We start from the raw sequence: 13011 nt of genomic DNA on the forward strand, positions 1-13011 counted from the left end.
AGCGTGCCGACGACTGGTGTGAGGCCCGCACGGGTACTCTGCCCGGCGTGCACCTCAAGAGCCTGACGCTGAAGGGCTTCAAGTCCTTCGCCTCGGCTACCACGCTGCGCTTCGAGCCGGGCATCACCTGCGTCGTCGGGCCGAACGGGTCCGGCAAGTCGAACGTGCTCGACGCGCTGCGCTGGGTGATGGGCACGCAGGGCGCGAAGGACCTGCGCGGCGGCAAGATGGAGGACGTCATCTTCGCCGGCACGTCCGGCCGCGCGCCGCTCGGCCGCGCCGAGGTGACGCTGACCATCGACAACTCCGACGGCGCGCTGCCGATCGACTACGTCGAGGTGTCGATCACCCGCCGGATGTTCCGCGAGGGCGCGACCGAGTACGAGATCAACGGCAACTCCTGCCGGCTGATGGACATCCAGGAGCTGCTCAGCGACTCCGGCATCGGCCGCGAGATGCACGTGATCGTGGGCCAGGGCCAGCTCGCCGCGATCCTGGAGTCCAAGCCCGAGGAGCGGCGGGCGTTCGTCGAGGAGGCCGCGGGCGTCCTCAAGCACCGCAAGCGCAAGGAGAAGGCGCTGCGGAAGCTGGAGGCGATGCAGGCGAACCTGACCCGCCTGACCGACCTCACCGCCGAGCTGCGCCGCCAGCTCAAGCCGTTGGGCAAGCAGGCCGAGATCGCCCGCCGCGCCCAGGTCGTGCAGTCGGAGTTGCGCGACGCCAAGATGCGCCTGCTCGCCGACGACCTGGTCACGCAGCGCGAGGCGTTGGCCCGCGAGGAGCAGGACGAGGCCGCCGCCCGCGCCCGCCGCGCCGAGGTGGAGAAGTCGCTGCAACAGGCGCAGTTGCAGCAGAACGAGCTGGAGGACCAAGTCGCGGCCGACACGCCGCGGCTCCAGCAGGCCCAGGACACCTGGTACCGGCTGTCGGCGTTGGAGGAGCGGCTGCGCGGCACGGTGCGGCTGGCCGTGGAGCGGGAACGGCACCTGTCGGCGGCGGTGGACGCACCGCGCGGCGGGCGTGACCCGGACGAGCTGGAGGCCGAGGCCGAGCAGACCGCGCTGCTGGAGCAGGAGCTCCAGGACGGCGTGACGGAGGCGCGGGTCGGTCTGGCGGAGGCCGTGGAGACGCGGGCCGAGCTGGAACGCGTGGTGTCCGCGGCGGAGAAGGCGCACCTGGCCGCGGTGCGGGCGATCGCCGACCGCCGCGAGGGCCTGGCCCGGCTGTCCGGGCAGGTGGAGGCGTTGCGGTCGAAGACGAGCGCGACCGCCGAGGAGATCGAGCGGATGTCGATCGCGCTGGCCGAGGCGGTCGAGCGGTCGGAGGTCGTGCAGCAGGAGCTGGCCGAGGCCCGTGAGGTGACCGGGACCGAGGACGAGGACGACCTCGGCCTGGACGAGCGGCACCGGCTGGCCGCCGAGGCGGACGACGCCGCGCGCCGCCGGGTCGAGGAGCTGGTCAAGGCCGAGCGGACGGCCGAACGGGACATCGCGTCGTGGCAGGCGCGGGTGGACGCGCTGTCGTTGGGCCTGACCCGCAAGGACGGCGCGGGCGCGTTGCTGGCCTCCCGGTTGCCCGGGTTGCTCGGCTCGGTGGCGGCGTTGCTGACCGTGGCGCCGGGCGCGGAGGTCGCGCTGGCCGCGGCGCTCGGGCCGATCGCGGACGCGGTCGCGGTGGCGTCCGGCGCCGACGCGGTGGCGGCGTTGGAGTTGTTGAAGGAGCAGGACACCGGTCGCGCCGGGGTGCTGGTGGGCGGTGCGGCGGTGGGCGTCGACCGGTCCGGGTGGCCGGCGTTGCCGCCGGGCGCGCGGTGGGCCGTGGACCAGGTGCAGGCGCCGGAAGCGCTGCGGCCCGCGTTGCACCGCGCGTTGGACAAGGTCGTCGTGGTGGACTCGCTGGCCGCCGCGCGGGAGCTGGTGGACGCGCACCCGTCGGTGCGCGCGGTGACCCGTGACGGCGACGTGCTGGGCGCGGACTGGGCGGTCGGCGGGTCCGGGCGCAGCCAGAGCGTCATCGAGGTCCAGGCCGCGGTGGACGAGGCGTCGGAGAAGCTGGCGCTGGCCGAGCGCGCGCTGGAGCAGTCCACGGCCGCCCTTGAGGGCGCACGGGCCGAGCAGCAGGCACGTCGGGCCGAGGTCGCCGCGGTCAAGGAGCAGCTCAACGAGGCCAAGGTGCGGCGCGCCCGGTCGTCGGAGCGGCTCAACCGGCTGGCCTCGGCGGTCCGGTCGGCCGAGGCCGAGGTGGAGCGGGCGCGGGTGCAGCGGGAGAAGGTCGAACTCGCCCGCGAGGAGAACCTGCTCAAGCTCGGTGAGCTGGAGGAACGCCTGCTGGTGGCGCAGGAGCAGCCGCTGGACGACGAGCCGGACACCGCGCACCGCGACGAGCTGGCCGCCGAGCTGGCCGCCGCCCGCCAGGGCGAGGTGGAGGCGCGGCTGGCGCTGCGGACCGCCGAGGAACGCGCCCGCGCGTTGCAGGGCAAGGCGGAAGGGCTGCGCCGGGCGGCACGCGCCGAGCGCGAGGCGAGGGAACGTGCCCAGCGCGCCCACGCTTCCCGGGCACGGGGTGCGGTCGTGGCCAAGGCCGTGGTGCGTGGCGGCGAGCTCGCGCTGGAGAAGATCGCCGCGTCGCTGGCCCGCGCGGCCCGCGAGCGCGACGCGGCGCAGGAGCGCCGGACGCAGCGCGAGGCGTTCCTGGCCCAGGTGCGCAACCTGGTGCGCGAGATGTCGGTCGAGCTGGAGAAGCTGACCGACGCCGTGCACCGCGACGAGGTGTTGCGGGCCGAGCAGCGGATGCGCATCGAGCAGCTGGAGACCAAGGTCGCCGAGGAGTTCGGCATCGGCCTGGAGGACCTGGTCGCCGAGTACGGCCCGGACGTGTTCATCCCGCCGTCGCCGCAGGAGGTCGCCGAGTACGAGGCGGCGAAGGAGCGCGGCGAGCTGGTGACCGCGCCGCAGCCGATGCCCTACGACCGGGACACGCAGGCGCGGCGGGCCAAGCGGGCCGAGCGGGACCTCTCGCTGCTGGGCAAGGTCAACCCGTTGGCGTTGGAGGAGTTCGCGGCGCTGGAGGAGCGCTACAAGTTCCTGTCCAACCAGCTGGAGGACATCAAGGCGACCCGACGCGACCTGCTGACCGTGGTGAAGGAGGTCGACGACAAGATCCTGGAGGTCTTCACGTCGGCCTACGAGGACGTCGCGCGCGAGTTCGAGGTCGTGTTCAAGGTGCTGTTCCCCGGCGGGGAGGGTCGGCTGGTGCTGACCGAGCCGGACGACATGCTGACCACGGGCATCGAGCTGGAGGCACGGCCGCCGGGCAAGAAGGTCAAGCGCCTGTCGTTGTTGTCGGGTGGGGAGAAGTCGCTGGCGGCGGTGGCGATGCTGGTGGCGATCTTCCGGGCCAGGCCGTCGCCGTTCTACGTGATGGACGAGGTCGAGGCGGCGCTGGACGACACCAACCTGCACCGGTTGATCGGCCTGTTCGAACAGCTGCGGGAACGGTCGCAGCTGTTGATCATCACGCACCAGAAGCCGACGATGGAGATCGCCGACGCGCTGTACGGCGTGTCGATGCGCGGTGACGGCATCAGCCAGGTGATCTCGCAGCGGCTGCGCGGCGAGGACAAGCCGAAGCGCGCCAAGGCCGCCGCCAAGGCCGAGCCCACCGCCGACGCCACCGACGCCCCTGCCGCGGTCGCTGCCGAAGCCGTCGCCGAACCCACCCCGGAACCTGAGGTCGCGCCGGTGGCCGAAGTCGTCCCGGCGACCGAAGCCCCGCCGGTGACCGAGGCCGACCCTGCGACCGAGGCCGTCCCGGTGGCCGAAGCCGCGCCGGAGACCGACACCGCGCCCTAGTCCTCCCGGTGCGCGAACCCGGTCCGGTACGCCCACACCACCGCCTGGGTGCGGTCGCGCGCGTCCAGCTTGGCCAGCACGTGCTTGACGTGCGTCTTCACCGTCTCGACCGACAGGTGCAGCGACCGCGCGATCTCCGGGTTCGACCACCCACGCGCCAGCGCCCGCAGCACGTCCGCCTCCCGCTCGGTCAGCCGTGCGGCCCGCTCGCGGTCCGGGCGGGAGCGGGCCGCGTACCCGTCGAACAGCCGCCGCGTCACCGACGGCGACACCACCGCGTCGCCCGCCGCCACCGCGCGGATGCCCGCCACCAGCTCCTCCGGTGAGGCCCGCTTCAACAGGAAGCCGTCCGCGCCGGCCGCGATCGCGTCGTCCACCACCTCGTCCAGGTCGAACGTGGTCAGCACCAGCACCCTCGGCCGCCGCGCCAGCGCCACCAGCTCCCGCGTCGCGGACACCCCGTCGCCGATCGGCATCCGGACGTCCATCACCACCACGTCCGGCCGCAGCGCCACCGCCGACCGCACCGCCGCCGCGCCGTCCGCCGCCTCACCGACCACCACGACGTCCGCCTCGGCCCGCAGCAGCGCCTTCAGCCCACCCCGCACCAGCGCGTCGTCGTCGACCAGCAACACCCGGATCACGGCCGCACCGGCAACGTCGCCCGCACCCGGAACCCGCCCTCGAACGGACCGGCCTCGAACGACCCGCCCTCCAACCGCGCCCGCTCGCGCATGTTCACCAGCCCCCGGCCCGGCGTCGGCGCGGCCAGCCCCCGCGCCTCGTTGACCACGTCCACCACCACCGAGCCGCCCACCACGGCCAGGTCGACGTCGATGCGCCCGGACGCGGTGTGCCGCAACGCGTTGGTCACGGCCTCCTGCACGATCCGCCGCACCGCCCGCCCGGCGCTCCCGGCCAGGTCGACGGTCCCGGTCAGCCGCAGTTCCCGGCCGGCCGCGCGCACCTGGTCGGCCAGCTCGGACAGGTCCGGCGGCGGGTCGTCGGAGCGCACGACCCGCAGCAACCGGTCCAGCTCGCCCAACGCGTCCCGACCCACGGTCTCGATGTGCCCCAACGCCTCCCGCGCGAACGCCGGGTCGTCCGCGAACACCCGCCGGCCCACGCCGGCCTGCATCACCATCACGTTCACCGCGTGCCCCAAGGCGTCGTGCAGCTCGCGCGACAGGTGGGTCCGCTCCTCCGCCAGCAGCCGCGCCTGCTCGGACCGGGCGTAGGACCGGCGGCTGCGCGCGGCGTCACCCGCGACCGTGGCGATCACGAAGAGGACGGCGAGGCCGAACACCGAGTCCGCGTCGACCAGGCCGGGGTCGAAGACCACGTACCCGACGACCGCCAGGCCCGTCACCACCCCGCCGACGACCCGCGGCCCCCGACCGCAGGCGGCGAACACGGTGAACGTCGCGATCCACGCGGGCCACTGCACGACCGTCGGCGGGTACCCGGCCGCCGCGTTCCCGACGACCAGGGCCCCGGTGACCACCAGCACCGGCACGGGCGCGGCCCGCCGCCACAGCAGGCTCAGCGCGGACGCGGCGGTGAACGCCATCCCCGCCGCGTCGAGCGGCCGGTGCGGCGGGTCGGAGCCCACCAGCACGGCCGCCACCGCCGACGCGACGACGAGCGCGACGGCCAACCAGACATCGGTGCGATGGGGCACGGCCCATCCTCTCCCGCGCGCCACCCGGGTCCGCAACGTTCGCGAGTCGTGCGTGCCTCCCTCACGCGAGGGAGGCGCTTCGACCCTCATGGGCGACTACTTCGCGAGCGCCGATCCCTATCGTCCTGCACAAAGCACTGAGGGGGGACCAATGATGACCAAGCGACGCACGGTGGGCGTCTGGTGGCTCGCGCTGACGGCGGCGACCATCGCGGTGTTCGCGCCACTGCCGTACCTGACCAACTCGCTCGGCGAGCTGGCGGCGAACGACGGCGGGCTGGCCGCGCACTACGTGGCGCAACCGGCGTGGACGCGGGGCGTGCTGTACGTGCACATGGTGTTCAGCGGGCTGGCGTTGCTGTTGTCGCCGCTGCAACTGTCGACGCGCGTGCGCGGCAGGGCGCCGCGACTGCACCGCGTGGCGGGCCGGGTCACCATCGTCGCGATGGTGGTGGGCGGCGCGGCCGGCGGTGCGCTGGCGCCGTTCAGCATCGCCGGTTGGGTCGGCACGGCCGGCTTCGGGCTGCTGGCCGTGCTGTCGGTGGTGTTCCCGCTGCTGGGCCTGCGGGCCGTCCGCACCGGTGACGTGCCCGCCCACCGCCGCTGGATGGTGCGGGCCTTCGCCCTGGTCTACGCGGGTGTGGCGCTGCGCCTGGGCGTGGTGCTGCTGGTGCCGGTGACGGGCAGCTTCGCGGCGGCGTACGCGTTCATGCCGTTCGGCTCGTGGGTGCCGAACCTGCTGGTCGCGGAGTGGGTGCTGCGGCGCGGTCGGGTCAGCGACCGTCGAGCTGCTTCGCCTCTTCCGGTGTAGGGGCGGTGCCGCCGAGGTGGGCCGGCTGCCACCACTGGTCCTCGCCCGACTCCGGGTAACGGGCCTGGGCGTCGTCCAGCAGCGCCTGCATCCGCTCGTGCAGCGCGGCGTCCGTGGTCGGCTCCATCGGCTCGCCGATGAGGATGGTGATCGGCACGTGCCGCTGGGTCAGCGACTTTGGCCTGCCCTTGGTCCACAGCCGCTGCGTGCCCCACACGGCCGTCGGCAGCAACGGCACGCCGGCCTCGGCCGCCATCCGCACCGCGCCGCTCTTGACGTCCTTGACGGTGAACGACCGGCTGATGGTGGCCTCCGGGAAGATCCCGACGATCTCACCGGACCGCAGCGCGTCCACCGCCTGCTGGTAGGACGCCTGGCCGGCGGTCCGGTCCACCGGGATGTGGTGCATCCCGCGCATGAGCGGGCCGGACACGCGGTGCTTGAACACCTCGTGCTTGGCCATGAACCGGACCAGCCTGCGCGCGGGCTGCGCGCCGTAGCCGGCGAAGATGAAATCGAGGTAGGAGACGTGGTTCGAGGCCAGCACGGCCCCGCCGGTGGTCGGCACGTGCTCCGCGCCCTCCACGGTGATCCGCATGTCGAGCACGCGGAACATCAGCTTGGCCGCGGCGATCACCGGCGGGTACACGCGATCTGGCATATCCCCAGCGTACGTTACTCGTCGGTAGTGCGATCGTGCTCGCGCACCACCTTGGGAACGCCGGCCAGGTCCTCCTCATTGCACAGCAGCTTCAGGGCGTAATAAGGCGAGCCCTTGGTGTCGTCGTAGTCCAGGTGGACCGCGATCACGTCGACCGCTTCACCGAGCCAGTCCTGTGTCTGCCGCAGCCAGGAGGCCGCGCGCTCCAACGCGTTGGGCAGGTCGTCGTCACGGAACTCGACCGGCCGGTAGGGGACCTCCTGGACCTGGTCCCGCTGGTTGGCAGGCATCGGTAGGTCTACCGCCACCCCGCTGTCGTTGAGTTCGAGTTGGATCGTTTCCTCGCTCACCCTCCCAGGGTTCCCCAACGCGAAACGCGCGGCAATAGATGTCGGTCATCGGTGATGTCGTGTCGAACTCCTCCGACCGCGGGCACCACCCTGCGAAACCGGGGTGTAACGCTCGGCACACGCCTGCCGTCAGACCCTGACCGGCAGCTCGGCCAGGCCGCTGACCAGGACCTTCCGCCACGCGAGCTCCTCGACCGGCCGGGCCGCGCGCAACCCCGGGAATCGCCGCAGCAACACCAGCAGCGCTTCCTGGAGTTCGATGCGCGCCAACTGCGCACCCAGGCAGAAATGAGGGCCGATGCCGAGCGCGAGGTGCTGGTTGGGCGTGCGCGCGAGGTCCAGCTCGTCCGGTGACGCGAACGCGCGCGGGTCGCGGTTGGCCGATCCGATGGACGCCATCACGCCCTCGCCCGTCCGGACGACCACACCCGCGACCTCCACGTCCTCCAGCGCCACCCGCAGCTGGCCGACCTCGCTGAGCCGGGTGAACCGCATCAGCTCCTCCACCGCGCTCGGCACCAGTGCCGGGTCGCGCACCAGCCGTTCCCACTGCGGCCGCTCGCGCAGCAGGGTGGCGACGAAGCTGGTGATCTGGTTGGCCGACGTCTCGTGCCCCGCGACCAGGAGGTTCAGCGCGAACGCGACCAGCTCGTCGTGCGTCAGCGGCGTCGCGCACAGCTCGTCCAGCAGGTCGTCCGAGCGGGGGTCGCGCCGTTTCGCCGCGACCAGCGCGCCCATGTACTCCAGCAGGCTCGCCATCGCCGCCTCGACCCGCGGCTGCTCGGACATCTCCAGGCTGTACGCGAGCTCCACCCACTCGCGGAACCGCTCGCGGTCGGCGTAGGGCACGCCGAGCAGCGTGCAGATCACCTGGATCGGTAGCGGCAGCGCGTACACCTGTCGCAGGTCGGCGCCGTCCAGCACGTCGTCCGCCAGCCGTTCGCACAGCTCGCGCACCCACGACCGGGTCCGCTCGATCCGCCGGTGCGAGAACGCGCCGGACACCAGCTTGCGCAACCGGGTGTGCTCGGGCGGGTCGGTGGTCGGCAGGGTGCCGGGCAGCGGCCGGGACACCCCCACGCGGGGCGCGCCCGCCGCCACCACCCCGGCCCGGGAGAACCGCGGGTCGGCCAGCACCAGCTTCACGTCGTCGTAGCGGGTCACCAGCCACACCTCGGCGCCCGCGAGCGTGCGGACCCGGGCCACCGGCGCCTCGTCCCGCAGCCGCGCCCACGTGGGCGACGGGTCGAAGGCGAAGGCGTCGGCGAAGGGGATGTCGAGGACGTCGTCGGTCATGACCTCGACGCTAGGAGCCCGGGGGAGCGCAGTGCCAGCGCCATCCGGTGCGCCTGGGCAGGTCGCCGAGCGGGATGCGGCCGTTCGCCCAGAGCAGCGTGTCCACCGGGTCCCGGTCGGTCGGCGCCTCGGGGAACATCCGGGCCAGCACCTTGCGCGCGAGCTCGGGCGGGATCGCGAAGTCCAGCCCCAGGCCGCGCGCCGCGTCGTGGGTGTGCACCAGCATCTCGTCGCACCCCATCCCGGCGAACCCGGCCGCGTCCGCCAGGCCCCACGGGTGCCAGCCCCGGACGTCCGCCGCGGTCGCCTGCGCCACCACCGCCGCCAGCACGGACGCGAACGCCCGCAGCGTGCGCACCAACTCGGCCGGTGCCGAGTCCGGCCGCACCGCTATGTCGGCCGTGCTCAGCTCGCTCGTCCCGGCGACGAGATCGGTGGAGTACCAGAGCATGACGTCCGAGATGTGCGCCACGGTCTTCGCGACCGTCCAGTCCAACTCCGGCACGACCGCCGTCCAGTCCGAGTCCAGCGCCCCTTCGAGGAACGACGCGCACCGCTCCGCGACCTCGATCACGTCCCGTCCGTCCAACACCGAAAACTCCCTCGCATCAGGCCGTCCCCGCGGGTGACCATTCCAGACATGTACGACATCCGTCCCGCCGCCCAGGACGACCTGGACGCCGTGCTCGCGTTGGTCCTGCGGTTGCAGGCCGACGACGCGCACCACATCGGCTACCTCGGCGAGACGCTCGGCGACATCGCCGCGGAGCTGTCCGAGTTCGAGCCGGACTGGGCCTCGTGCACGCTGGTCGCCACCGACGACTCGGGTTGGGTCGTCGGCGCGCTCAGCGTCGAGGCCGACACCGAGTCAGGCCGCGCCTACCTGCACGGACCGTTCGTCGACGTGCCGGTCAACCACCCGGCGGGCAGCCGGATCTGGGACCAGACCGCCGACGCGCTCTACGCGGCCGCCGCGCCGCTGCTCGACGGGATCGCCGACCGCGAGCTGCTGGGCCACACCGGGCACCGGCGGCTGGCCGCGTTCGCCGAACGGCACCGCTTCGCCGCCGCCCGCGCGTGCGGCATCCACGTGCTCGACGGCGACGGCCTGCGCGGCCTGCTGCTGCGCGAGGCGAGCTGCCCGCGCACCGGTCCGGCCCGCGAGATGCGCGTGCTGCCGACCGACCCGGCCGTGCACGAGGCGGTGGCCGTGCTGCACGAGCGGTGCTTCCCCAAGACCTACCTGTCCGGGCGGAAACTGGTGGACGGCGGCCGTCGGCACACCGTGGTGGTCGCCATGGACGGCGACCGCGTCCTCGGGTACGCCTCGGGCAAGGCCGAGCCGGGCGAGTTCTACCTGGACTTCGTGGCCGTGGAGCCCGACGTGCGCGGGCAGGGCGTCGGCGCGGCGCTGGTCACCGAGCTGGTCTGGAAGCTCGCCGCGGCCGCGGGCGCGCGACCACAGGTGGCCGCCGCGATACTGGCCGGCAACCGCTCCTCCCAACGGCTGTTCGACCGGCTCGGTTTCCGCCTCCACCTGGAACTGGTCGCCTACCGCGCCAACGCCGCCTGAGCCCCGCCGGTCACGCCGCCTTGGCCGACACCGCGTCCTGCACGTCCGGCGGCTGATAACCCTTGTGCCGCAACGACATCAACCCGCCCACGAGCAACGTCACCAGCACGCCCAACACCGTGTACCAGGGGTAGGCGAGCGCCACGATCTTCTGCGCGGGCGCCGCGGGCGAGAAGTCGATCGCCAGGGTCGCGTCCGGTCCGACGAACTTCACGCCCAGGATCACGAACGCCATGACCACCACCGTCACCGCGAACGCCACCACCGCGTCGAGCTCCTTGGCCTTGCGGAACACCAGGCCGAGCAGGAACGCGCCGAGCAGCGCGCCGTAGGTGAACCCGGCGATCGACAGGCCCTGCTCGACGATCGGGTTGCCGCGGCGGGTCAACGTGGCGAACAGCCCGGCGCACACGATCAGCAGACCCGCCCACGCCACCGTCCAGATCCGGCCCTGGCGGAACACCTCGGCCTCGCTCATCGGCCGCCGCACCACGCGCTGCACGACGTCGGTCACGGTCGAGGAGGCCAGCGCGCCCAACGAGGACGACAGCGCCGCCGCCAGGATGCCCGCGATCACGAACCCGCTCAGCCCCGACGGCATGTCGTTGACGATGAAGTTCGCGAACAGCTCGTCGTTGTTGTTGAGCTTGAGGTCCTTGACCGGGTTGGCCCCCTTGTAGAACGCCCACAGCATCACGCCGATGAACAGGAACAGGGCGAACTGGAAGAACACCACCACGCCGCTGGCGATCAACGCCTTCTGCGCCGCCCGCACGTCCTTGGTGGCCATCAACCGCTGCACGATGAGCTGGTCCGCGCCGTGCGACGCCATGGACAGCACCGCGCCGCCGATGAACGCGGTCACGATCGCGTACGGCGAGGTGAACGCACTGGCGTTGAAGTCGAGGACCTGGAACTTGCCCGCGTCGGCGGCGCCGGTGAACCACCCGTCGGGCAACTTCCCGTTCAGCACCAGGATCACCGCGAACGCGCCGACGACGTACCAGAGCATCTGGATCGCGTCGACCCACACCACGGCCCGCACGCCGCCGAGGAAGCTGTAGACGACCATCGCGACGCCGAGCGCCGCCACGATCACCCAGTACGACACGTCCACGCCGTACGCGACCAGCACCACCTTGATCGGGATGGCGGTGGCGAACAGCCGCAGGCCGTCCGCGAGCAGCCGGGTGACCAGGAACGTCAGCGACGCGGTGCTCTGGATGTTGCGCCCGAACCGCTTGCCGAGGAACCCGTACGCGGTGATCAGCTCGCCCGCGATGTACTTGGGCAGCAGCACGAACGACACCACGATCCGGCCGATCAGGTAGCCGATCGCCAGCGACAGGAACGTCGTCGTGCCCAGGTAGGCGACCGTCGGCACGCTCAGCACGGTCAGCGTGGACGTCTCGGCCGACACCACCGAGACGCACACCACCCACCACGAGATGCGGCGCTCGCTGACGAAGTAGTCGGTGGCGGAGCGCTGGCGCCCGGCGATCCACACGCCCAGCAGCGGCATGCCCACCAGGAACAGCACGATGATGCCGACATCAAGTGCGCGCACGGTCTCCTCCATCTCCCTGGGAACCTTGGCCCGACGGCCGCCGGTGGCGGCTGACCGTCAGTCCGGTCACGGCGGTGAGCGCCGGCTCGGGCAGGCGCAGCGGGTGGCGGCCGGGGGTGATCGACCCCAGCGGGCGCGGGCCGGCGGCGCCGGTGGCGGACGGCACGTTCGCGGGCAGGCCGTGCCAGGTCAGGAAGCCGAGCAGGGCGGCGAGGTAGGCCTCCTTGGCCGCGGCGGGCAGTCCCAGTTCGTCGCTCGTGCGCAGGTCCACGTGTCGGCTCAACGACTCGACCAGCACGGGGTTGCGCATGCCGCCGCCGGAGCCGATGACGGTGCCCTCGCACTCGGCCGCGATCGTGCGCGCGGTGAGCTCGGTCAGCGTGGCCAGCAGGTCCTCGGCGGGCATGGTCAGGCCCTCGGTGACGCGGTCGAGGTAGGCGAGGTCGAAGTGCTCCTTGCCGGTCGACTTGGGCGCGGGCCGGGCGTAGTACGGGTCGGCGAGCAGGCGGTCGAGCAGCTCGGCGTGGACCCGGCCGCGGCGGGCGAACTCGCCGTCGGTGTCCTGGTTGCGCAGGCCGCCGGACAGCACGGTCATCGCCGCGTCCATGAGCGCGTTGCCCGGTCCGGTGTCGTAGGCGACCACACCTCCGGGCGAAACCCTGGTGACGTTGGCGATGCCGCCGATGTTCAGCGCGGTGGCGGGTCCGTCGAACCCGGCCAGCCAGAGGGCGTCCAGCGTGCTGGCCAGCGGGGCGCCGTGACCACCAGCGGCGACGTCCCGGACGCGCAGGTCGGCCACCACGGGCAGGCCGGTGGCTTCGGCTATCCACGCGGGCTGGCCGAGTTGCAGCGTGCCGAGGCAGCGGCCGTCCTCGACCCAGTGGTGCACGGTCTGGCCGAGCGAGGCCACGAGGTCCCCCCGGTGCCTGGCGGCGGCCTCGGCGAACGCCTGGCCCAGCCGCGTGTCGAGCACGCACAGGTCCGCGGCACTGGCGGGTGGTCTGCGCAGGTCCTCCGGGAACGGGTACTCGGCGTGCTCCACGGGGACCAGCACGACGGTCGGGCCGTCCAGGGACAGGTCGGCCACGGCCACGTCGATGGCGTCCATCGAGGTGCCCGAAATGAGCCCGATCACCCTCACGCCCTGTGGTCTATTCCACACAGAGCGCCGGCGCAAGAGTGTTCGTGGGAAAGTTGCCGGAAATCAACCTGGTTCGTCGA

Annotated in this window: 11 protein-coding genes; 3 read left to right on the forward strand and 8 right to left on the reverse strand. The window is 72.7% G+C overall.

Features of this window, described 5'->3' with window-relative positions:
- Positions 1-47: 47 nt before the first annotated feature.
- Positions 48-3851 carry a chromosome segregation protein SMC gene (smc, locus tag ACYVLT_RS20335; RefSeq protein WP_461121759.1) on the forward strand — a complete coding sequence of 1268 codons (3804 nt, stop codon included), beginning with the start codon at positions 48-50 and terminating at the stop codon, positions 3849-3851.
- Here smc and ACYVLT_RS20340 read toward each other — a convergent pair.
- Together ACYVLT_RS20340 and ACYVLT_RS20345 are read right to left on the reverse strand one after the other, a co-directional pair.
- Complete coding sequence (locus ACYVLT_RS20340) at positions 3848-4495, reverse strand: response regulator (protein ID WP_461121760.1); 648 nt, start codon at positions 4493-4495, stop codon at positions 3848-3850. The genes smc and ACYVLT_RS20340 overlap by 4 nt on opposite strands.
- Positions 4492-5532, reverse strand: a complete 1041-nt coding sequence (locus ACYVLT_RS20345; RefSeq protein WP_461121761.1) for a sensor histidine kinase — start codon at positions 5530-5532, stop codon at positions 4492-4494. Before ACYVLT_RS20345 ends, ACYVLT_RS20340 begins: the two co-directional genes overlap by 4 nt.
- A gap of 154 nt (positions 5533-5686) precedes the next feature.
- On the opposite strand from ACYVLT_RS20345, the gene ACYVLT_RS20350 reads away from it, so the two are divergent.
- Positions 5687-6343 (forward strand): DUF2306 domain-containing protein, encoded by a 657-nt coding sequence (locus ACYVLT_RS20350; protein ID WP_461121762.1) that lies wholly within the window; start codon positions 5687-5689, stop codon positions 6341-6343.
- Here ACYVLT_RS20350 and ACYVLT_RS20355 read toward each other — a convergent pair.
- From ACYVLT_RS20355 to ACYVLT_RS20370, 4 genes are all read right to left on the reverse strand, one after another.
- On the reverse strand, positions 6306-7004 hold the full coding sequence (locus tag ACYVLT_RS20355) for a lysophospholipid acyltransferase family protein (protein WP_461121763.1): 699 nt from the start codon (positions 7002-7004) through the stop codon (positions 6306-6308). The genes ACYVLT_RS20350 and ACYVLT_RS20355 overlap by 38 nt on opposite strands.
- Before the next feature lie 14 nt (positions 7005-7018).
- Positions 7019-7354 carry a hypothetical protein gene (locus ACYVLT_RS20360; protein WP_123745931.1) on the reverse strand — a complete coding sequence of 112 codons (336 nt, stop codon included), beginning with the start codon at positions 7352-7354 and terminating at the stop codon, positions 7019-7021.
- Between the two features lie 129 nt (positions 7355-7483).
- Positions 7484-8650, reverse strand: a complete 1167-nt coding sequence (locus ACYVLT_RS20365) for a cytochrome P450 (RefSeq protein WP_461121764.1) — start codon at positions 8648-8650, stop codon at positions 7484-7486.
- 10 nt (positions 8651-8660) lie between these two features.
- Positions 8661-9242, reverse strand: a complete 582-nt coding sequence (locus ACYVLT_RS20370; protein WP_461121765.1) for a maleylpyruvate isomerase N-terminal domain-containing protein — start codon at positions 9240-9242, stop codon at positions 8661-8663.
- Between the two features lie 48 nt (positions 9243-9290).
- Here ACYVLT_RS20370 and ACYVLT_RS20375 point away from each other — a divergent pair, with 48 nt between their 5' ends.
- A complete protein-coding gene (locus ACYVLT_RS20375; RefSeq protein WP_461121766.1) occupies positions 9291-10223 on the forward strand; it encodes a GNAT family N-acetyltransferase in 933 nt (310 codons plus the stop codon).
- A gap of 10 nt (positions 10224-10233) precedes the next feature.
- On the opposite strand, the gene ACYVLT_RS20380 is transcribed toward ACYVLT_RS20375, so the two are convergent.
- Entirely contained in the window at positions 10234-11790 is a 1557-nt protein-coding gene (locus ACYVLT_RS20380; protein ID WP_461121767.1) for a sodium:solute symporter, read from the reverse strand.
- Positions 11777-12931, reverse strand: a complete 1155-nt coding sequence (locus ACYVLT_RS20385) for an anhydro-N-acetylmuramic acid kinase (protein WP_461121768.1) — start codon at positions 12929-12931, stop codon at positions 11777-11779. Before ACYVLT_RS20385 ends, ACYVLT_RS20380 begins: the two co-directional genes overlap by 14 nt.
- Positions 12932-13011 lie beyond the last annotated feature (80 nt).

The organism is Saccharothrix stipae (assembly GCF_054781895.1).